Origin of the sequence: Bradyrhizobium sp. USDA 326 (assembly GCF_049739485.1) — a bacterium.
Taxonomy (GTDB): Bacteria; Pseudomonadota; Alphaproteobacteria; order Rhizobiales; family Xanthobacteraceae; genus Bradyrhizobium.
Genome location: NZ_JBMGQA010000001.1, coordinates 2,107,201 through 2,126,449, shown reverse-complemented (window position 1 = coordinate 2,126,449; position 19,249 = coordinate 2,107,201). Strand labels below are relative to the sequence as shown.

Sequence of the window (19,249 nt, the reverse complement as noted above, 5' to 3'; positions counted from 1 at the left end):
CGTGAATTGCCCTGATCAATATGCGGTTTCGTTGCAGGCGTATGTGCATACTGCGTAGTCCTCCAACTACCAGCCCTACCCGTGAGCCGTCAGTTTCCCCAAGGCCTGGCTCATTTTTGCCCCGGAGGGCCGTGTTGGCCGTGCGACCTACATGCAAATACCTGGGCCCGCCAAAGTTGCGCTACTTCAAATCCGGCCACTCCGAGTTCCGTACTCTGGCGAGAAAAAAGGGAGAACCCGAATGCTGGTGCGGATCAACCCGGCAAGCTGTCCCAGCGACGGACATCTTGCAGCACTGACGGGCGAGCGCGCTTTCTGCAGCGAGTTCAAATACCGTCGGGGCATGGAGATTTTCGGCGAAGGCGAGGACGCGGAGTACGTCTACCAGATCACCTCCGGCGCGGTGCGTACTTGCAAAATGCTTCCCGATGGTCGTCGTCATATCAACTCGTTTCATCTACCCGGGGACATGTTTGGTTTTGAAAACGGGGCAACGCATCGCTTCAATGCGGCAGCGATCATTGAAACGACAGTGCGGATCACGCGGCGACGCAACGTGCTAGACGCGATGACAAGCCGAGAGAAGGGTGCAATGAACCTCATCGGTTTCGTCACGCAAAACCTCCAGCACGCCGAGAACCGCATGCTGCTGCTGGGCCGGAAGACATCGCTGGAGAAGGTGGCGGCATTCCTGCTTGAAATGGACCAGCGGCAGGATCACCCCAACATGATGATCTTGCCGATGAACCGCCGCGACATCGGCGACTATCTCGGGCTGACGCTGGAAACCGTCTCTCGCGCCCTTTCCATATTGCGAGACCAGAATCTCTTGCGTTTAGGCGGGGCGACCCAGCGACGGGTCGAACTGCTCGACCGCGACGAACTTGCAAGGCTGGATGCCTGACTACTGGTATTGGCCCGCAGCCTACCTCGTCACGTTGTCCGACAACCGTAAAGTCGGCCAGTTTGGCGCCCTTAGATCCAGTTGCTCCAGACACCGCAAACAGCGCATTCGTCCTTCATCCGAAGCGCGGGTGCGAACCACCGGCGACTGGCTGAGCGGGTATTCCGGAAGGTCCATGATCCAAATCAAACGGGCCCCTCGTCATGTCATGTGCCGAGTAGCAAATCCCAATCAAGTGATGATTGTGATCTAGATCAGCCAGTGTGAATCAAAATCTGAGCAATGTCTGCAGAATTTGGCCGTTGAGGATCGTTCTACATCGCACACGCCTACCGTATGAATCCGTGAGAAGCTCAACAGAAAACTCTCGTTTTAAGTAGTCTGCCTGTGGAGGAGCCGATGGTGCTGACGAAGAGCGATTGGTCGCAAAGTTATCCTCGCGCCGTATTGCGGGGCGTTCTGGCGGACGCTGCAAAGACTATGCCCGAAGCAACACGGACGCCTTCCTTGATGGCGTGCCTCGCCCAGAGGATTTTGGCCGCGGCGGCTGACGGCCGAGAGAACCCGATCGATCTAGGTCGCCGTGCCATCGAGAAGGTGCGGGAATCTTGTCCTGACTGCCGCGCATGCCATGGCTTGCAAGTAGCCTGCAACAGCGATCGTTCGCAGGAAAAACCGTAGAACTCCGGCGCAGACCGGTAAGGATTGAGGAACGTATGGGCATATCCGAGCCACCTTGGGTTAGGTGCTTCAGGCATTTATCCAAATCTCCCGCAGAGAATTGGTGCGCCTTTGAGCTGACGGTGTGTGTCGGATGCCCTAATACCGTGTCGTCTCGCCATTCAGTGGGCGCTGTTAAAGATCCTATGAGGTCCGAGGAGATCAAAGGCTGGTTTCGCGGTCTTAAGCCGTGCAAGGTTTCTGATGCCATCAGAAATTAGAATCGCGTCGTTGCAGGCGTTCGAAAGCGTCATCCCTCGCTGAACCAGTGAGCCTGATCTTATTGAAAGCCGATATTACCAATTTGTGCTGGGGAGAACATTTATGCGAAGCTCTCGGTCAATGCTTTATGCCCAACGACTTAGCAAGCTCAGTTCTGAGCTCGCAGAGTTGGAAGATCTTCGAGGTTTAGTCGAAAAAGCAGAGCGAAAGGTGCGCGGTCCGCATGCATTGCGCTCGGCACCTCATGCTTCGAAACACCTTCGAAGTCGTGAGCCGCGCGCCCTGTCTGTCCGCCTCCATCGCAACGCACCGCTAAGCAAGAATCCAGGAGCTCTCGGATCCACCGCGAACGACAACCAAGTCGATGGGGTCCCGTGCCGGACCCATTTCCCGACGGACGGTGGGCTTCTCCCTTCAACCGCTGAATAGTGAACCGAAGTCGTCCCTTCTGCTTGTGGGCCCTTAGCGGACACGCGCATCTGGGGACGCCAATGCGTTTTCGAGCGGAAAGCGGACGTCGCTGTGCCTGCATCGATGAGGATGAGTACACGCCCCAGCTCGACACCTGTTTTGCTCGACGTGTCAACCGAATCGCGGCTGCAATCGTCGTCGCCTGTGTCGCTCGAAAATCCCTTGCCGATCAAGAGCCTTTCTACTGTGCATGGGGTTGTTTTCGACATTTTGGTTCGGAGTCTCGCCGGATCAATCGCTGTCCCACCCGCTGCCCTTGATTCCCGCATTCGCATAGACGATGCCGCCGTCGACCGCGATGGTCGCCCCCACCACGTAATCTCCCGCGCGCGAGGCGAGATAGATCGCGGCGCCCGCCATGTCCTCGTCGGTGCCGATGCGGCCCACGGGGACGCGCGTCGCCACCTCGTCGGCGTGGTCGCGGGCGGCGCGGTTCATGTCGGACTTGAACGGGCCCGGCGCGATCGCTGTGACCACGATGTGGTCGGGGATGAGCTTCACCGCCATGCGCCGCGTCAGATGGATCAGCCCGGCCTTGCTCGCGGCATAGGAATAGGTCTCGCCCGGATTGACGAAGATGCCGTCGATCGAGGCGATGTTGATCACCTTCGCCGGCCGTTCCGCGCTTGCCGACGCGCGCAGCGTGGGCGCCAGAGCCTTGATCAGGAAGAACGGCGACTTCAAATTCAGATTCATCACCTTGTCCCAGCCGCTCTCCGGAAATTCGTCGAACTCCGCGCCCCAGGCCGCGCCCGCATTGTTGACGAGGATGTCGAGCCTGGATTCGCGCTTCCTGAATTCGCTCGCCAGCAGCTCGCAGCCGGCGACCGTGGACATGTCGATCGGAAGCGCGATGCATTCGCCGTCATATCGCGCAGTGAGCTCTTTCGCGGTGGCTTCGCACGGCCCGGCCTTGCGCGCGGTGATGTAGACCTTTGCCGCCCCGGCGCTGAGAAATCCCGCGGCGATCATCTTGCCGATGCCGCGCGAGCCGCCGGTCACCAGCGCGATACGGCCTTTGAGCGAGAACAGATCGTTGAACATGGTGCCTCCCTTGGTTGGCGCTGGTTGTGAGCGGGGCAAGGAGGGGAGTCAAGGAAGGCCCGCTTGGATGACGCGGGAGCGAGGCGCGATAGCGGCCCAACCAATTCGGTGTCGTCCCCGCGAACGGGGGGATGACGGTAGGGATAGGAGCGCCTACGCCGCCGCGATCCGGCGAAAGCCGTTCCACATCGCGGTCGCTGCGCCCGAGGTCAGCACCGGCAGGATGCGCGCGTCCTGATAGTTGCCATTGAGCGAAACGCGGGGCAGCGCGGTCATGTGACCGGCATTCTCCGCGAACAACATGCCGGGCCGTGTCGTCACCGCGGTCTTGAAGCCGGCGGATGCGGCAAGGGCGAATTCGCGCATCCCCGCGGCGTCGCGATCGCCATAGGGATAGGCGAGGTGCAACACGGGGTGCTCCAGCACCTGCTCGATCCGCGCGCGGCTGGCGGCCATCTCCTGCGCGGCGATGTCTTCCGCCTGCTTGGCGAGGTTGCAATGGCTGACGCTATGCGCGCCGATCGTGACCAGCGGGTCGGCGGCAAATGTCTTCACCTCGGCCCAGGACAGGCACAGGCTGCGGCACAGCGCGTCCATGTCGACGTCGTATGTCGTGCAGAGCGCTTCGATCTCGCGCTTGAGGTCGTGCTCGCCCGGCAGCGCACGCAGCCATTCGTGCAGGCGGTCGAACGCCGCCTGCTTGGCGGCAGGCGTCGTCGCATCGAGCCGCAGCGCGGAATTGCCGATTCTGACATCGACCTGCTCGGCCTTGGCGATCACGGCCTCCAGCGCCGTCCACCACAATCGTCCGGTGCCCTCGGCAAAGTCGCTCGCGACATAGACCGCCAAGGGCGCGTCAAATTCGCGCAGCACCGGCAGAGCATAGTCGAGATTGTCGCGATAGCCGTCGTCGAGGGTGAAGGCGGCGAAGCGCCGGTCGAAGCGGCCCTGCACCAGCCGCTCATGCAGCTCGTCCATGCTGACGATGTCGATGTCGCGCGAGCGCAAATGGCGCAGCGTTGCGCGCAGGAATTCGGGTGTGACTTCGAGATGCCGGTTCGGCTGGAACGCGCCCTCACGGGCGGGCCGCACGTGGTGCAGCATGAAAATGGCGCCGACGCCCGACAAAAGTGGGCGCAACAGGTGGTGCGCTCCGCTGAAATAGAGTGCTCCCAGCCCGGCGCGGATGACGTTGTTACGCAGTTGTTTCATGAACGGCTGGGGGACTCTGGCATTCCGCGCTCAACTTACGGAAGAACCCTTGAAGAAAAAGTTATTCCGATTGTCCAGGCGGGGCCTTTGGAACGGCAGCATTTCCGGTTTGACAGCCTGCCAAGGGTTTGTTTTGTCTCCGTTTCCAGAGTTCGGGTCGTCGAATGCAGAAGCTTTTCAGGTGGGCCAGCAAATGGTGGCTAGGGCTGATCCCCCTGGCCGTCATGTGGGGATTTGCGGCCTGGAATAACACCTTACCGGTCGAGGCCGATCTGTCGGCGCGCAGCTCGGCTGCGCTGAAGGATACCGTTCTGGACAAGACACGGATCGTGGTCGACGGCCGCGACGTCAGCCTGGCTGCGGACGCCTTCTCCGAGGCCGGGCGCCGCGACGCCGTGGTGGCGGTCGAGACCGTCCCCGGAGTGCGGCTGGTCGACGACCGGACCCGCCTTGTTCCTGAGGCCAAGCCCTTCGTCTGGACCGCCGAGCGCGACGTCGTGCGGGTGACGCTGTCAGGCTCGGCGCCCCTGCCCTCGATGAAGGGCCGGCTGACCGAGGCCGCCCGCAAGGAGGTCGGGGGTGTCGAGGTGGCCGACCAGATGGGGCTGGCGCGCGGCGCGCCGCCGCGGTTCGAGGCTGCTGCGATGCTGTTGCTGGATCAGATCGGCAAGCTCAAGGACGGCAAGATCACGATAACGGACACCAAGGTCAATCTGTCGGGCATGGCGCGCGAGCTCGGCGGCCGGGAGGCGATCGCGGCCGCGCTCAAGAACCTGCCTGAGGGTTTTTCTATTGCCGCCAACGAGATCAAGGCGCCGCCCTACATCTTCCAGGCTTACAAGGATCCGGTGGCCGCGACGGTGACGCTGACCGGCTATGTTCCCGACAACAATGTCCATGCGGCGATCGCCACCAGTGCCTCGCGAAAGTTCTTCACCGAGAAGGTCGTTGACAATCTCAAGGCCAGCATCGGAGCACCCGGCTCCTTCAGTCCGGTCGTGGTCGCAGCGCTTGGCGCGCTGTCGCGGCTGTCGACCGGTACGCTCGTCGTCTCCGACCGCGAGGTGAAGCTGTCGGGCGATGCGCTGTACGAGGGTGCCGCCAATGACATCCGCGCAGGCCTCGGCAAGGACTTCCCGAAAAGCTGGCAGTACAAGCCGGAGATCACGGTAAAGCCCGCGGCGGGCCCCGTCGATGGCACCGTGTGCCAGCAATTGTTCTCGGAGCTCCTGACCAAGGGCAAGATCCGCTTCACGGCCAAGCGGGCCGACATCGATCCTGACTCCGCCGGCATCCTCGATCGTCTCATCGAGACGGCGCTGCGCTGCCCCACCACCAATATCGAGGTCGCCGGGCATACCGACGCCGACGGCGAGGACAACTTCAATCAGGCTCTCTCGGAAAAGCGCGCGCAGACGGTGATCGACTACCTCGTCAAGGCCGGCCTGCCCGCCAGCCGCTTCACCGCGGTCGGTCATGGCAGCACGCAGCCCGTCGCCGGCAACGACACCGACGAAGGCAAGGCGCAGAACCGCCGCATCGAATTTCTGGTGAGGTGACGATGCCCTATCTCGTCTCGTTCCATCTGGGCTGGCTGATCGGCTCGCTGCTGCTGGGCTTCTGCATGGGCTGGATCTCGGTGGTCCAGCGCGGCAACGGCACCTCGAAGGTGATGGCGCGCTGGCTCGCCGCGCTCGCCGCTGCGCTGGTGGCGGTCTCGCTCGCCCATGTGGTCCCCGGCCGCTTCGGCTACTGGCTCGATCTCGGCCTGATCATGTTCGCCTGCTACCTCGTCGGCTGCACCATCGGTGCGTGGTTGCGCGATCGCGTGGTCTCGCGCACCGCACCTCCAGCCGCTCTGTGATGTTGCCGTGCCCCCTCACCGAAGGTACGGGGTGCGCGCGTCCGCCGCGGCCTTTCGGCGCGTCAGCACCCCGTCAACTGGCCGCTTCGATCGCCCTCTTTCAACAGGCAGGCCTGCCCCATAGATTGACGTCGGCTTAAGGCGTGACGGAACATTGTGCGGCCGAAATCATCAAAACTTCATGGCGTCTGCGCAGGATTGCCATGGAGATTCGCGTCGAGCCCTTGCCGCCGAAAGCGCCAAATCGTGCATCAGGAGCCGCAACCCTGCCTAAAATATTGAACGCACGTGTTTTTGTTCGAATTGGCGAATTCCACTCTGCCCGAAAACGCGCTAGTGGAGGGGCAGGGGGCATCCGCGATGCCGGAGCCGGCGGCGAGGATTCGTTGATTGCCTGTGCGCCGTCCGCCTGTCCACCGGCCACCCTGGCCGCCGAAGTGTTGTTCGAGGTCTAGATGCTGGAAGCCATACGCAGGGCGATGTCGTTTCTGCGCCAGAAGCAAGTCCTGCATAAGCTTGGAGTTGTGATCAGCATCGCGGTCATCGGTATCGCTTGCTATGTGCTCTACCACATGCTGCGAGGCATCGATTTCAACGAGGTCCTCGAGGCGATCAAGAGCACCGAGCCGAGTCAGATTGCGATGGCGGCGCTGTTCGTCGCTGCGGGTTATTTCACCCTGACCTTCTACGACCTCTTCGCCACGCGCGCGATCGGCCATGCCCATGTGCCTTATCGCATCAACGCGCTCGCGGCCTTCACCAGCTATTCCATCGGCCACAATGTCGGCGCCAGCGTCTTCACCGGCGGTGCGGTGCGCTACCGCATCTATTCGGCCTATGGGCTGAACGCGATCGACGTCGCAAAAATCTGCTTTCTCGCCGGCCTGACTTTCTGGCTGGGCAATGCCGCCGTGCTCGGCCTCGGCATCGCCTATCACCCGGAGGCCGCCGCCTCGATCGACCAGCTTCCGCCCTGGCTGAACCGGACGCTGGCGCTGATGATCATCGTGGCGCTGGTCGGCTACGTGGTCTGGGTCTGGACCCAGCCGCGGGTGGTCGGCCGCGGCCCCTGGACCGTGGTGCTGCCGGGCGGCCCGCTGACGCTGCTTCAGATCGCGATCGGCATCGTCGATCTCGGCTTCTGCGCGCTGGCGATGTATGTCCTGGTGCCGGACGAGCCCCATGTCGGCTTCGTCGTGGTTGCGGTGATCTTCGTCTCGGCCACCCTGCTCGGCTTCGCCAGCCATTCCCCGGGGGGGCTCGGCGTGTTCGACGCCGCCATGCTGGTCGGTCTCTGGCAGATGGATCGGGAGGAGCTTCTGGGTGGCATGCTGCTGTTCCGCGTCCTCTATTATCTGTCTCCTTTCGTCTTATCTGTAATCTTGCTGACGCTTCGCGAAGTTATCATCGGCGCGCGATCGAAGCGCTTGCAACAGGCGGCGCTCAAGCTGGATCCCGGCCCGGTGCGTGAAGCCGCCTACGTGAGAGAGCGCAGCGACGGCGGCGCCTGACCGGTGCCAGAGTCCTTAGGACAATCCCCAGGAGAAGCCCGTCCCGATGGCGATCGACGCTCCATCTTCTCCCCCCGCCCAGCCCTGGTCCGACCGGCTCCGGCACTCGACCGTCATCCTGATTGCCGCGGCGCTGGCGCTGTCCGTCGTGGCCTCCCTTGGCGAACTGTCGGCGCTGCACGCCGCGATCGTGTTCCTCTGCATCGCCGCGGCTGCCCTGATCCCCTGGCGGCTGCATGATCGCGCCGCTTCGCGCGACGACGTCAGGCGCATCAACCCGGTCGAGAGCGCGGCGGTGGCTGCGGTGGTCGCCGGCATGCCGGATCCGGCGGTGCTGCTCGACCGCGCCGGCCGCGTCATCCACCTCAACGCCGCGGCCGCCCAGCTCGCGCCGGCGCTGCGCAGGAACGAGCTCGCCCAGTTCGCGCTGCGCTCGCCGGAGATCATCACGGCGCTGCGCGAGGCGATCGCCACCACCGAGCCGCGGCGCGCGACCTATCTCGACCATGTTCCGGTCGATCGCTGGATGGAGCTGATGATCACGCCGGTGCCGGTGCCGACCAGCTTCGGCGGCGCCGACAAATGCATGCTGATGACCTTCCACGACCAGACGCCGCTGCGCCGGGTCGAGGAGATGCGCGCCGACTTCGTCGCCAATGCCAGCCACGAGCTGCGTACGCCACTGGCCGCGCTGTCGGGCTTCATCGACACGCTGCAGGGCCAGGCCAAGGACGATCCCAGGGCGCGCGAACGCTTCCTCGGTATCATGCACAACCAGGCTACGCGCATGGCGCGCCTGATCGACGATTTGCTGTCGCTGTCGCGGGTCGAGCTGTCGGCCCATGTCCGGCCCGACACCCTGGTCGACCTCATACCGATCATCCGCCAGGTCGCCGACGGGCTCGAGCCGCTGGCGCGCGAGCGCCAGGTCGAGGTGGAGATCGATCTGCCGGAGCCGCCGGTGATGATCGCGGGCGACCGCGAGGAACTGCTGCGCTTGTTCGAGAACCTGATCGAGAACGCGCTCAAATACGGCGCCTCCGGCGGACGCGTCATTGTGTCGCTGACATCAGGCATCGCCGCTGATGGAACTCAGGAAATCCGGGTCTTGGTCCGCGATTTCGGCCCCGGCATCGCTCCGGAGCACCTGCCGCGGCTGACCGAGCGCTTCTACCGGGTGGACGTGGGCGACAGCCGCTCGCAAGGCGGCACCGGCCTCGGATTATCGCTGGTGAAACATATTCTTAACCGCCATCGCGGCCGCCTTCTGATCGAAAGCGTGCCCAAACAGGGCGCCACTTTCACCGCCTGTTTTCCCCAGGCGAAGACTTCGGCGTGACCTGAAATTCAAGCAATTTCAGTTGCTTGTCGGTGTCATCCAGCCGTCACGAAACCTTCGTAAAAGCACAGCCGACCGCCCCTAAACGAGCGGCGCGGGGAGCGCGATCGGGCGCGGATGGCGCTTCGTTCCCCCTGTATGGAGACCAGCATGAATTTCATCAAAACTATGGTTGCTGCGGGCTTGGTCGCCGCAACGACGACGGCGGCCTTCGCCGCCGATATCACCGGCGCCGGCGCGACGTTCCCGTTCCCGATCTATTCCAAGTGGGCTGACGCCTACAAGAAGGAGACCGGCAACGGTCTGAACTACCAGTCGATCGGCTCCGGCGGCGGCATCAAGCAGATCCAGGCCAAGACCGTGACCTTCGGCGCCACCGACGCGCCGCTCAAGGCCGAGCAGCTCGAGAAGGACGGCCTCGCTCAGTGGCCGATGGTGATGGGCGCGATCGTTCCCGTCGTCAACCTCGAGGGCGTGAAGCCCGGCGAGCTGGTGTTCGATGGCGAGACCCTGGCCGCCATCTATCTCGGCAAGATCACCAAGTGGGACGATGCCGCGATCAAGAAGCTCAATCCGAACGTGAAGCTGCCGTCGGAAGCCATCACCGTGGTCCGCCGCTCGGACGGTTCCGGCACCACCTTCAACTTCACCAACTACCTCTCCAAGGTCAGCGCGGACTGGAAGAGCAAGGTCGGTGAGGGTACCGCGGTCGAGTGGCCGGTCGGCGTCGGCGCCAAGGGCAACGAGGGTGTGTCGGGCAACATCGGCCAGACCAAGAACTCGATCGGCTATGTCGAGTACGCCTATGCCAAGCAGAACAAGCTGACCTACGCCGGCCTCGTCAACAAGGCGGGCAAGACGGTGCAGCCGACCGTGGAGGCGTTCCAGGCGGCCGCCTCCAACGCCGACTGGGCCAAGGCTCCGGGCTACTACGTCATCCTGACCGATCAGCCCGGTGACAAGTCCTGGCCGATCACCGCGGCGACTTTCATCCTCATGCACAAGTCTGCCACCGACAAGGCGGCCTCGCAGGAAGCCATCAAGTTCTTCCGCTGGGCCTTCAAGAACGGCGGCAAGATGGCAGAGGAGCTCGATTACATCCCGATGCCCGACAGCGTCGTCCAGCAGATCGAGAAGACCTGGGCTGCCGAGATCAAGAGCTGAGCGCTCTCCTCTCATGTCCCGGACGCGGTGCAGCATGAAATGCTGCACCGATGAGCCGGGACCCACAAGAACCAGGCCCCGGATAGGCCAGCGCATCCGGGGCACAGAACCAAAACAAGCGTATACATAAACGGGTACAGGGGATCGGCGTGGCAGAGATGGCCGTTCAGAGCGATGCAATCGACGACGCCGGACCGTATGATCGCGCCAAGGCCTTGAGCGCGTTCAAGCTCGGCGACGTCACTTTCTACTGGATCACGCGGCTTTCCGCGATCTCGGTGCTGCTGATCCTCGGCGGCATCATCATTTCGCTGATCGTCGGCGCGTTCCCGGCGATCAAGGAATACGGCCTGTCGTTCCTGTGGACGCAGCGCTGGGCTCCTTCCGCCGATCCGCCCGTGCTCGGCGCGCTCGGGCCGATGTACGGCACGCTCGTCACTTCGTTCATCGCGATGCTGATCGCCATTCCCGTGGGACTCGGGATTGCGATCTTCCTCACCGAGCTCTGTCCGCAATGGCTGCGCCGCCCGATCGGCATGGCGGTCGAGCTGCTCGCCGGCATTCCCTCGATCATCTACGGCATGTGGGGCTTCTTCGTGCTGGCCCCGTTCCTGGCCAACACCTTCCAGCCCTTCATGATCCGGGTGTTCGAGGGCGTGCCCGTGCTCGGCGCAATCTTCGCAGGTCCCCCGTCCTATCTCAGCCTGTTCAATGCCGCGCTGATCCTCGCCATCATGGTGCTGCCCTTCATCACCTCGATCTCGGTCGACGTGTTCAAGACGGTGCCGCCGGTGCTGAAGGAAGCCGCCTACGGTGTCGGCTGCACCACGTGGGAGGTCGTGCGCAGCGTGGTGATCCCCTACACCCGCGTCGGCATCATCGGCGGCGTCATGCTGGCGCTGGGCCGCGCGCTCGGCGAGACCATGGCGGTGACCTTCATCATCGGCAATTCGTTCCGCATCTCTTCATCGATTTTCGCCCCGGGCACCACGATCTCGGCGGCGATCGCATCCGAGTTCGCCGAGAGCGACGGTCTGCACCAGTCCGGCCTGATTCTGCTCGGCCTGCTCCTGTTCGTGCTGACGTTCTTCGTGCTCGCAGCCGCGCGGCTGATGCTGATGCGCCTGGAAACAAAGGCGGGGAAGTGAAGCCATGAACCCGATCTATTTACGCCGCCGCCGCTGGGACATCGTCATCCGCGGGCTCTGCATCGCCGCCGCCGCCTTCGGCGTCACCTGGCTCGCGCTGATCCTGATCACGCTGCTCTACAACGGTCTGGCCGGGCTCAACCTTCAGGTCTTCACCGCAGACACGCCGCCGCCCGGATCGACCGAGGGCGGCCTGCGCAACGCCATCGTCGGCTCGCTGATCATGACCGTGATCGGCGTCGGCATTGGCGCGCCGCTCGGCCTGTTCGCCGGCACCTATCTCGCCGAGTACGGCCGCAACGACAAGCTGACCTCGGTGATCCGCTTCATCAACGACATCCTCTTGTCGGCGCCCTCGATCATCATCGGCCTCTTCATCTACGGCGCGGTCGTGGTGCCGATGCGAGGCTTCTCGGCCATCGCCGGCGCGCTGGCGCTCGCCGTGATCGTGATCCCGGTCGTGGTGCGCACCACGGAGGACATGCTGCTGCTGGTGCCGAACCCGCTGCGTGAAGCCGCCAGCGCACTCGGCCTGCCGCGCTCGCTGGTGATCAAGCGTATCGCCTACCGTGCGGCGCGCTCCGGCCTCATCACCGGTGTGCTGCTCGCCACTGCCCGCGTCGCCGGCGAGACCGCGCCGCTGCTGTTCACCGCGCTGTCCAACCAGTTCTTCAGCCTCGGCCTGGACAAGACCATGGCCAACCTGCCGGTGACCATCAACAACTTCGTGCAGAGCCCCTACGCCTACTGGAAGCAACTCGCCTGGAGCGGGGCGCTGCTGATCACCCTGACTGTGCTTGCCCTGAACATTGGCGCCCGCATCCTTGGTGCCGAGAGGACCGCAAAATGAGTGAAATGTCTGTTTCCGTAAGCGCGCCGACCGTTCATCCCGGCTCGCAGCCGCTGGCCGAGGCGCCTGCCAAGGTCACCGCGCGCAACCTCAACTTCTACTATGGTGAGCACCATGCGCTGAAGAACATCAATCTGGCGCTCGGCACCAATCGCGTCACGGCCTTCATCGGCCCGTCCGGCTGCGGCAAGTCGACCCTGCTGCGTATCTTCAACCGGATGTACGACCTCTACCCGGGCCAGCGCGCCACCGGCCAGCTGTTGCTCGACCACACCAACATGCTCGACCCCAAGCTCGACCTCAATCTGCTGCGCGCCCGGGTCGGCATGGTGTTCCAGAAGCCGACCCCGTTCCCGATGACGATCTACGAGAACATCGCCTTCGGCATCCGCCTCTACGAGAAGATCTCGAAGTCCGAGATGGATGATCGCGTCGAAAAGGCGCTGCGCGGCGGCGCGCTGTGGAACGAGGTCAAGGACAAGCTCAACGCCTCCGGCCTGTCGCTCTCCGGCGGACAGCAGCAGCGCCTCTGCATCGCCCGCACCGTCGCGGTGCGGCCCGAGGTGATCCTGTTCGACGAGCCCTGCTCGGCACTCGATCCGATCTCGACCGCCAAGGTCGAGGAACTGATCCAGGAATTGTCGGAGAACTACACGATCGCGATCGTCACCCACAACATGCAGCAGGCGGCCCGCGTCTCCGACAAGACCGCCTTCATGTATCTCGGCGAGTTGATCGAGTTCGACGACACCAGCAAGATCTTCACGTCGCCGAGCGACCGGCGCACGCAGGATTACATCACCGGCCGGTTCGGCTGAGGAGACGGAACATGGGTTCTGAACATACCGCAAAGGCTTTCGACACCGACCTGCAGGAGCTCACCCGCCTGGTCGCCGAGATGGGCGGGATCGCCGAGCGCATGATCGTCGATTCCGTCGACGCGCTGATCCGCCGCGACGTCACGCTCGGTCAGCGCGTCGTCACCACCGACGCCGAGCTCGACATGCTGCAGAAGCGCATCGAGGAGCGCGCCGTGCTCACCATCGCCCGCCGCCAGCCGATGGCCGTTGATCTGCGCGAGATCGTCGGCGCCATGCGCGTCGCGACCGATCTCGAGCGCATCGGCGATCTCGCCAAGAACATGGGCAAGCGCGTCGCAGCGCTGGAGACGGATTTCCATCCGCTGAAACTGTTCCGCGGCCTGGAGCACATGACCGACCTCGTGCAGCAGCAGGTCAAGTCGGTGCTGGACGCCTATGCCGCGCACGATCTGCCGGCGGCGATGGCGGTGTGGAAAGGCGACGAGGAAGTCGACGCCATCTGCACCTCGCTGTTCCGCGAACTCCTGACCTACATGATGGAGGATCCGCGCAACATCTCGTTCTGCATCCATTTGATGTTCTGTGCCAAGAACATCGAGCGGATCGGTGACCACGCCACCAACATCGCCGAGACCGTGTTCTACATGATCGAAGGCCAGGCGATCACCGACAAGCGGCCGAAGGGCGACATGACGACCTTCGCCACGACGGTGCCGAATACCTAAGGAGCGACGACAACATGGGCGCACGCATCATGGTGGTTGAGGACGAGGAAGCTCTCACCGAGCTTCTCCGCTACAACCTCGAAGGCGACGGCTATGACGTCGAGACGGTGATGCGCGGCGATGACGCCGACACCCGCCTCAAGGAGCACATTCCCGATCTGATCGTGCTCGACTGGATGCTGCCGGGCCTGTCGGGCATCGAGCTATGCCGGCGGCTGCGCACCCGTCCCGAAACCAAGCAGCTGCCGATCATCATGCTCACCGCGCGCGGCGAGGAGAGCGAGCGGGTGCGGGGACTTGCGACCGGTGCCGACGATTACATCGTCAAGCCGTTCTCGGTGCCGGAGCTGCTCGCGCGCGTGAAGGGTCTGCTCAGGCGCGCCAGCCCCGAGCGGCTCGCCACCGTGCTCGCCTACGGCGACATCGAGCTCGATCGCGACAAGCGCCGCGTGGCGCGCTCGGGCCGGCCGATCGATCTCGGCCCGACCGAATATCGCCTGCTGGAGTTCTTCCTGGAGCATCCCGGCCGCGTGTTCTCGCGCGAGCAGCTGCTCGACAGCGTCTGGGGCCGCGACATCTACATCGACGAGCGCACTGTCGACGTCCACATCGGCCGCCTGCGCAAGCTGCTCAATCTCGGCCGTGAGCAGGATCCGATCCGCACCGTCCGTGGCGCCGGCTATGCGCTGGACGATCGGTTCGCGAAGGCGGAGCAGACGTAAAGCTCTGAACTAGCGAGCCGCGGCAACAATCTTGGTCGTCACCCCGGGGCGCGCGTAGCGTGAGCCCGGGATCCATAATCACAGGGCTTTGTTTGGCGAAGACTCGGAGTGACCATCTCGCGCAATCACTGCGCCCTGTGGTTATTGATCCCCCGCCTCCGCGGGGACGACACCGAGTAAGCCGAGCCGTCAGCGTGTGACGGCTGCAGTCAGCTAAATCCGCAAACTCACCGCGTGCCCGGCTTCGCCGGTGCGCGCCGCCGATCCGCTGCAGGCTGATACGCCACGCGCGAATGCTGGGCGCAGTAGGGCAGGCCCGAGAGCGCCTTGCCGCCGCAGAAGAAGAAATCCGGGCTGGAGGGATCGCCGACCGGCCAGTGGCACGTCGCCTCGTTCAATTCCAGCAGCGACAGCCGCTGGCTCATCGGCACCACGTTGTCGTAGGTGACGGGTTCGGCCTCCACCTCGACCTCGAAGGCCTGCGCCAGTGCGGTGTTGCCGCGGGCGACGGGGCGGGTCACCCGCATCATGTGCTGCGCAGGCCGGGCCTTGCGCGGCCGGGGCGCTGCCGATGAAGGGCTCTTGGCGCGGCCGGACAAGCCGAGCCGGTGCACCTTGCCGATCACGGCATTGCGGGTCACATTGCCGAGCTCCGCCGCGATCTGGCTGGCCGAAAGTCCGGCCTCCCAAAGCTTTTTCAGCTGCTCGACGCGATCATCGGACCAGGTCAAAACCGTCATTGCACCCTTTCCCTCGCTGCGCGCCTGCCATCCTGGGGCCTTCGCAGCGATTGCCTAAGCCTTGAAAAACCCGTGCCGTCAGAATCCCTTAAGGCTCGCCGGGCGCGCTCAAGACGCCCGAACGTTTACGCCGGTACATGAGGACTCTTGGGATCAGAACTGCTGCACGAGATGTCGTATCTGACAGTCCAAACGCTACAATATGGCGTGACTCCCGCGCAAGAGTCCGCCGACTCGCGTCCACATGTTCCGTGGTGAAAATCCCGCAAAATCGGCACCGCAAGACTACGGATTTAGCATTTCGCGAGGCTTTCCAGGCGGCATTGACACCCGTCTTGCCAAGCATAAGATAGCCCCACGTGCCGCCCTTAAAAGGCGGCACGTTTCGTTTTCCGGGCCGGTCAATGGTGCGTTGCGCAATGCACGCATCACACCGTCCGCAACATTCAAGTGACGTCATGACTAACAGCGCCGCGCCGCATTTGCTCCCCGTTTTCGCCAGGGCCGACCTCGGTTTCGAGCGCGGCGAAGGCTGCTGGCTGATCGCGACCAATGGGGATCGCTATCTCGATTTCACCTCGGGCGTGGCGGTGAATGCGCTCGGTCATGCCCATCCCACGTTGGTCAAGGCGTTGCAGGAGCAGGCGACGAAGCTCTGGCACATGTCGAACCTGTTCCAGAGCCCGGACGGCGAGAAGCTCGCGGCGCGTTTGTGCAACGAAAGCTTTGCCGACTTCGTGTTTTTCTGCAATTCCGGCGCCGAGGCGCTGGAAGGTGTGATCAAGCTGGTGCGCCACCACCACTTCTCCAAGGGGCGTCCCGAACGCTATCGCATGATCACCTTCGAGGGCGCCTTCCATGGCCGCACGCTGGCGACGCTGGCCGCCACCGGTTCTGCAAAATACCTCGAGGGCTTCGGCCCGCCGATGGACGGCTTCGACCAGGTGCCGCATGGCGACCTCGAAGCCGTCAAGAAGGCGATCGGCCCGCATACCGCCGGCATTCTCATCGAGCCGATCCAAGGCGAGGGTGGCGTTCGTTCTGCGCCTCCCGCCTTCCTGAAGGCGCTGCGCGAGCTCTGCGATGAGCACGGCCTATTGCTCGCCTTCGATGAGGTGCAGACTGGCATGGGCCGGACCGGTGAACTCTTTGCCTACAAGCGCACCGGCGTCGTGCCCGACGTGATGTCGCTGGCGAAGGCGCTCGGTGGCGGTTTCCCGATCGGCGCGGTGCTCGCCACCGCCGACGCTGCGCGCGGCATGGGGCCGGGCTCGCACGGTTCGACCTTCGGCGGCAATCCGCTCGCGATCTCGGCCGCGAACGCCGTTCTCGACGTCATGCTCAAACCCGGCTTCTTCGGTCACGTGCAGAAAATGTCGCTGCTGCTGAAGCAGAAGCTCGCCTCCGTGATCGACCGCCATCCCGAAGTCGTCAGCGAGGTGCGCGGCGAGGGCCTCCTGATCGGCATCAAGGCCGTGGTACCCTCGGGCGATCTCGTCGCGGCGCTGCGCGCCGAAAAATTGCTCACCGTCGGAGCCGGCGACAATGTCGTGCGCTTCCTGCCACCCTTGATCGTTACCGAGGCGGAGATCGAAGACAGCGTCGGGCGGCTCGAACGCGCCTGCACCGCAATCTCTTCCAGCCAGACCAAGCGGGCGGCAAGCTGATGAGCAAGACGCCCAACACGACTCCAAAGCACTTTTTGGACATCAACGAGCTGCCGCTGTCGGAGCTCAAGAGCATGCTCGCCGCCTCATCGGCCATGAAGGCGAAGCAGAAGGCGCACCAGCCGGTCAGGCCGCTTGAAGGCAAGACGCTGGCGATGATCTTCGAGCGGCCCTCGACGCGGACGCGGGTGTCGTTCGATGTCGCCATGCGCCAGCTTGGCGGCGAGCCCATCATGCTCACGGGCGCCGAGATGCAGCTCGGTCGCGGCGAGACCATCGCCGACACCGCGCGGGTGCTGTCGCGCTATGTCGACGCGATCATGATCCGCATCCTCAATCACGAGGCGCTGCTGGAGCTTGCGGCCTATGCGACCGTGCCTGTCATCAACGGCCTGACCCGGCGGTCGCATCCCTGCCAGGTGATGGCCGACCTCATGACCTATGAGGAGCATCGCGGCCCGATCGAGGGCAAGACGGTGGCCTGGACCGGCGATGACAACAACGTGCTGGCGTCCTGGGCGCATGCCGCCGAGCGCTTCAAGTTCCAGCTCAACGTCGCAACACCTCCTGAACTCGCGCCGAAGAAGGCAATGCGCGACTGGATCAAGACGTCAGGTGCGCCGATCGTGCTCGGCACCGATCCGGAAGCCGCTGTGCGCGGCGCCGACTGCGTCGTCACCGACACCTGGGTGTCGATGGGCGACAAGGAGGGCGAGCACCGCCACAACGTGCTCAAGCCCTACCAGGTCAATGCCAAGCTCATGTCGCTGGCCAAGCCCGATGCGCTGTTCATGCACTGCCTGCCAGCCCATCGCGGCGAGGAGGTCACCGACGAGGTGATCGACGGTCCGCAATCGGTCGTGTTCGACGAGGCCGAAAACCGCCTGCACGCGCAGAAGGGCATTTTGGCCTGGTGCTTTGACGCGGTGAAATAGCGGGGGCGTGTGGTGGCGTTGCTGTCGCCCCGCGCGCCGCGATCGTCCAGGATCAGCGCTCGTCCTGCTCGCTTGTCCGGAACGATGGCGGAATACGTGGTGGTAGCCGCCCCCTTCCATTCTCAGCCCTCCGACCCCAGATAACGGCCCATGGTTTCCCAATCCCCTGACATGAAAACCGGGCCAGAAGGCCCGGTTCGCGCACCATCGGCGGTTCCGATCGATGACGCCGTGTTGCCCTACGAGGTCGACGCGCTCGATGTGCGCGGGCGGCTGGTGCGGCTCGGCCCGGCACTCGACGATATCCTGACCAAGCACGATTATCCCGCACCCGTCGGCAAGCTGCTGGGTGAAGCCATCGTGCTGACGACGTTGCTCGGCACCGCGCTGAAATTCGAGGGGCGTTTCATTCTCCAGGCCCAGACCGACGGTCCGGTCTCGTTCCTGGTCGTCGACTACATGGCGCCCGATCGCCTGCGCGCCTATGCGCGCTTTGACGCCGCGCGCCTCGGCGAAGCCAAAGACCCGGGCGCGCTGCTCGGCCGCGGCCATCTCGCCATGACCATCGACCAGGGCCCCGACATGAGCCGCTACCAGGGTCTGGTTGCGCTCGACGGCGGCAGCCTGGAAGACGCCGCGCACGAATATTTCCTCCGCTCCGAACAGATCCCGACGCGCGTGCGCCTTGCGGTCGGCGAGGAGTGGCGCTCGAGCGACGGCGGCAAGCATCGCTGGCGGGCCGGCGGCATGCTGATGCAGTTTCTGCCGAAGGCGCCGGAGCGCGCCCGGCAGGCCGATCTGCATCCCGGCGATGCGCCTGAAGGTGTCGAAGTGCACAGTGTCGCCGAAGACGACGCCTGGGTCGAGGCGCGTTCGCTGATCGAGACCGTCGAAGACGTCGAGCTGATCGATCCAGAACTCTCGGGCGAGCGGCTGCTCTACCGTCTCTTCCACGAGCGCGGCGTGCGCGTGTTCAATCCGCAGGTCCTCAAGGCGCAGTGCTCCTGCTCGCGCAATGCGGTCGCCTCGATGCTCAAGAGCTTTTCGCCGGACGATCGTGCCGCAATGGTCAAGGACGACAAGGTCGTCGTCACCTGCGAGTTCTGCTCATCGGTGTACCAGTTCACGCCGCACGAGGCGGGCGTGGAAGACGCGTAGGTATTTCTTCCGTCATTGCGAGCGCAGCGAAG

At 63.9% G+C, this 19,249-nt stretch carries 18 protein-coding genes; 15 read left to right on the top strand and 3 right to left on the bottom strand.

The genetic code is table 11. The features are described 5' to 3' along the window. The first annotated feature begins 241 nt into the window (after nt 1–241). Nucleotides 242–904, top strand: coding sequence for a helix-turn-helix domain-containing protein (locus tag ABIG06_RS10215; protein ID WP_370136117.1), 663 nt, complete (start codon nt 242–244; stop codon nt 902–904). A 1,644-nt stretch (nt 905–2,548) separates the two neighbouring features. Here ABIG06_RS10215 and ABIG06_RS10210 read toward each other — a convergent pair. Beyond that, nucleotides 2,549–3,361, bottom strand: coding sequence for an SDR family oxidoreductase (locus ABIG06_RS10210; RefSeq protein ID WP_370136115.1), 813 nt, complete (start codon nt 3,359–3,361; stop codon nt 2,549–2,551). A gap of 153 nt (nt 3,362–3,514) precedes the next feature. After that, complete coding sequence (locus ABIG06_RS10205) at nt 3,515–4,573, bottom strand: polysaccharide deacetylase family protein (RefSeq protein WP_424578271.1); 1,059 nt, start codon at nt 4,571–4,573, stop codon at nt 3,515–3,517. A 164-nt stretch (nt 4,574–4,737) separates the two neighbouring features. Here ABIG06_RS10205 and ABIG06_RS10200 point away from each other — a divergent pair, with 164 nt between their 5' ends. The 11 genes from ABIG06_RS10200 (at nt 4,738) to phoB (ending at nt 14,717) form a co-directional block, all read left to right on the top strand. Further along, complete coding sequence (locus ABIG06_RS10200; RefSeq protein WP_370136113.1) at nt 4,738–6,132, top strand: OmpA family protein; 1,395 nt, start codon at nt 4,738–4,740, stop codon at nt 6,130–6,132. A 2-nt stretch (nt 6,133–6,134) separates the two neighbouring features. Beyond that, on the top strand, nt 6,135–6,437 hold the full coding sequence (locus tag ABIG06_RS10195) for a hypothetical protein (protein ID WP_370136111.1): 303 nt from the start codon (nt 6,135–6,137) through the stop codon (nt 6,435–6,437). Nucleotides 6,438–6,640: 203 nt separating this feature from the next. After that, nucleotides 6,641–6,892: a hypothetical protein gene (locus ABIG06_RS10190; RefSeq protein ID WP_370136108.1), complete on the top strand. Its 252-nt coding sequence runs from the start codon at nt 6,641–6,643 to the stop codon at nt 6,890–6,892. Beyond that, nucleotides 6,893–7,948, top strand: coding sequence for a lysylphosphatidylglycerol synthase domain-containing protein (locus ABIG06_RS10185; protein WP_370136105.1), 1,056 nt, complete (start codon nt 6,893–6,895; stop codon nt 7,946–7,948). A 46-nt stretch (nt 7,949–7,994) separates the two neighbouring features. After that, nucleotides 7,995–9,287, top strand: coding sequence for an ATP-binding protein (locus ABIG06_RS10180; protein ID WP_370136102.1), 1,293 nt, complete (start codon nt 7,995–7,997; stop codon nt 9,285–9,287). 150 nt (nt 9,288–9,437) lie between these two features. Continuing rightward, nucleotides 9,438–10,451, top strand: coding sequence for a phosphate ABC transporter substrate-binding protein PstS (gene pstS / locus ABIG06_RS10175; protein ID WP_124161721.1), 1,014 nt, complete (start codon nt 9,438–9,440; stop codon nt 10,449–10,451). Nucleotides 10,452–10,609: 158 nt separating this feature from the next. Further along, entirely contained in the window at nt 10,610–11,599 is a 990-nt protein-coding gene (gene pstC, locus ABIG06_RS10170; RefSeq protein ID WP_370140813.1) for a phosphate ABC transporter permease subunit PstC, read from the top strand. Nucleotides 11,600–11,603: 4 nt separating this feature from the next. Next, on the top strand, nt 11,604–12,449 hold the full coding sequence (gene pstA / locus ABIG06_RS10165; RefSeq protein WP_370136099.1) for a phosphate ABC transporter permease PstA: 846 nt from the start codon (nt 11,604–11,606) through the stop codon (nt 12,447–12,449). Further along, nucleotides 12,446–13,267 (top strand): phosphate ABC transporter ATP-binding protein PstB, encoded by an 822-nt coding sequence (gene pstB / locus ABIG06_RS10160; protein ID WP_370136097.1) that lies wholly within the window; start codon nt 12,446–12,448, stop codon nt 13,265–13,267. Before pstA ends, pstB begins: the two co-directional genes overlap by 4 nt. Before the next feature lie 11 nt (nt 13,268–13,278). Beyond that, on the top strand, nt 13,279–13,995 hold the full coding sequence (gene phoU, locus ABIG06_RS10155; RefSeq protein ID WP_124161718.1) for a phosphate signaling complex protein PhoU: 717 nt from the start codon (nt 13,279–13,281) through the stop codon (nt 13,993–13,995). Between the two features lie 14 nt (nt 13,996–14,009). Beyond that, nucleotides 14,010–14,717, top strand: coding sequence for a phosphate regulon transcriptional regulator PhoB (gene phoB / locus ABIG06_RS10150; RefSeq protein ID WP_008143479.1), 708 nt, complete (start codon nt 14,010–14,012; stop codon nt 14,715–14,717). A gap of 227 nt (nt 14,718–14,944) precedes the next feature. Here the strand turns inward: phoB and ABIG06_RS10145 are convergent, their stop codons facing one another. Beyond that, nucleotides 14,945–15,457, bottom strand: coding sequence for a GcrA family cell cycle regulator (locus ABIG06_RS10145; RefSeq protein WP_024337097.1), 513 nt, complete (start codon nt 15,455–15,457; stop codon nt 14,945–14,947). A gap of 458 nt (nt 15,458–15,915) precedes the next feature. On the opposite strand from ABIG06_RS10145, the gene ABIG06_RS10140 reads away from it, so the two are divergent. From ABIG06_RS10140 to ABIG06_RS10130, 3 genes are all read left to right on the top strand, one after another. Then, nucleotides 15,916–17,124: an aspartate aminotransferase family protein gene (locus ABIG06_RS10140; RefSeq protein WP_370136093.1), complete on the top strand. Its 1,209-nt coding sequence runs from the start codon at nt 15,916–15,918 to the stop codon at nt 17,122–17,124. Further along, the gene (gene argF, locus ABIG06_RS10135; protein WP_124161716.1) at nt 17,124–18,059 is read left to right on the top strand and encodes an ornithine carbamoyltransferase; all 936 of its coding nucleotides are present in this window, start codon (nt 17,124–17,126) and stop codon (nt 18,057–18,059) included. The genes ABIG06_RS10140 and argF overlap by 1 nt, the downstream gene beginning before the upstream one ends. A gap of 150 nt (nt 18,060–18,209) precedes the next feature. Beyond that, complete coding sequence (locus ABIG06_RS10130) at nt 18,210–19,217, top strand: Hsp33 family molecular chaperone (RefSeq protein WP_124161715.1); 1,008 nt, start codon at nt 18,210–18,212, stop codon at nt 19,215–19,217. Nucleotides 19,218–19,249: the final 32 nt, after the last annotated feature.

What these genes read in the sequence shown, in the direction of transcription:
- ABIG06_RS10215 (WP_370136117.1), top strand. Translation starts at nt 242, where the DNA reads ATGCTGGTGCGGATCAACCCGGCAAGCTGTCCCAGCGACGGACATCTT.
- ABIG06_RS10210 (WP_370136115.1), bottom strand. Translation starts at nt 3,361, where the DNA reads ATGTTCAACGATCTGTTCTCGCTCAAAGGCCGTATCGCGCTGGTGACC.
- ABIG06_RS10205 (WP_424578271.1), bottom strand. Translation starts at nt 4,573, where the DNA reads ATGAAACAACTGCGTAACAACGTCATCCGCGCCGGGCTGGGAGCACTC.
- ABIG06_RS10200 (WP_370136113.1), top strand. Translation starts at nt 4,738, where the DNA reads ATGCAGAAGCTTTTCAGGTGGGCCAGCAAATGGTGGCTAGGGCTGATC.
- ABIG06_RS10195 (WP_370136111.1), top strand. Translation starts at nt 6,135, where the DNA reads ATGCCCTATCTCGTCTCGTTCCATCTGGGCTGGCTGATCGGCTCGCTG.
- ABIG06_RS10190 (WP_370136108.1), top strand. Translation starts at nt 6,641, where the DNA reads ATGGAGATTCGCGTCGAGCCCTTGCCGCCGAAAGCGCCAAATCGTGCA.
- ABIG06_RS10185 (WP_370136105.1), top strand. Translation starts at nt 6,893, where the DNA reads ATGCTGGAAGCCATACGCAGGGCGATGTCGTTTCTGCGCCAGAAGCAA.
- ABIG06_RS10180 (WP_370136102.1), top strand. Translation starts at nt 7,995, where the DNA reads ATGGCGATCGACGCTCCATCTTCTCCCCCCGCCCAGCCCTGGTCCGAC.
- pstS (WP_124161721.1), top strand. Translation starts at nt 9,438, where the DNA reads ATGAATTTCATCAAAACTATGGTTGCTGCGGGCTTGGTCGCCGCAACG.
- pstC (WP_370140813.1), top strand. Translation starts at nt 10,610, where the DNA reads ATGGCCGTTCAGAGCGATGCAATCGACGACGCCGGACCGTATGATCGC.
- pstA (WP_370136099.1), top strand. Translation starts at nt 11,604, where the DNA reads ATGAACCCGATCTATTTACGCCGCCGCCGCTGGGACATCGTCATCCGC.
- pstB (WP_370136097.1), top strand. Translation starts at nt 12,446, where the DNA reads ATGAGTGAAATGTCTGTTTCCGTAAGCGCGCCGACCGTTCATCCCGGC.
- phoU (WP_124161718.1), top strand. Translation starts at nt 13,279, where the DNA reads ATGGGTTCTGAACATACCGCAAAGGCTTTCGACACCGACCTGCAGGAG.
- phoB (WP_008143479.1), top strand. Translation starts at nt 14,010, where the DNA reads ATGGGCGCACGCATCATGGTGGTTGAGGACGAGGAAGCTCTCACCGAG.
- ABIG06_RS10145 (WP_024337097.1), bottom strand. Translation starts at nt 15,457, where the DNA reads ATGACGGTTTTGACCTGGTCCGATGATCGCGTCGAGCAGCTGAAAAAG.
- ABIG06_RS10140 (WP_370136093.1), top strand. Translation starts at nt 15,916, where the DNA reads ATGACTAACAGCGCCGCGCCGCATTTGCTCCCCGTTTTCGCCAGGGCC.
- argF (WP_124161716.1), top strand. Translation starts at nt 17,124, where the DNA reads ATGAGCAAGACGCCCAACACGACTCCAAAGCACTTTTTGGACATCAAC.
- ABIG06_RS10130 (WP_124161715.1), top strand. Translation starts at nt 18,210, where the DNA reads ATGGTTTCCCAATCCCCTGACATGAAAACCGGGCCAGAAGGCCCGGTT.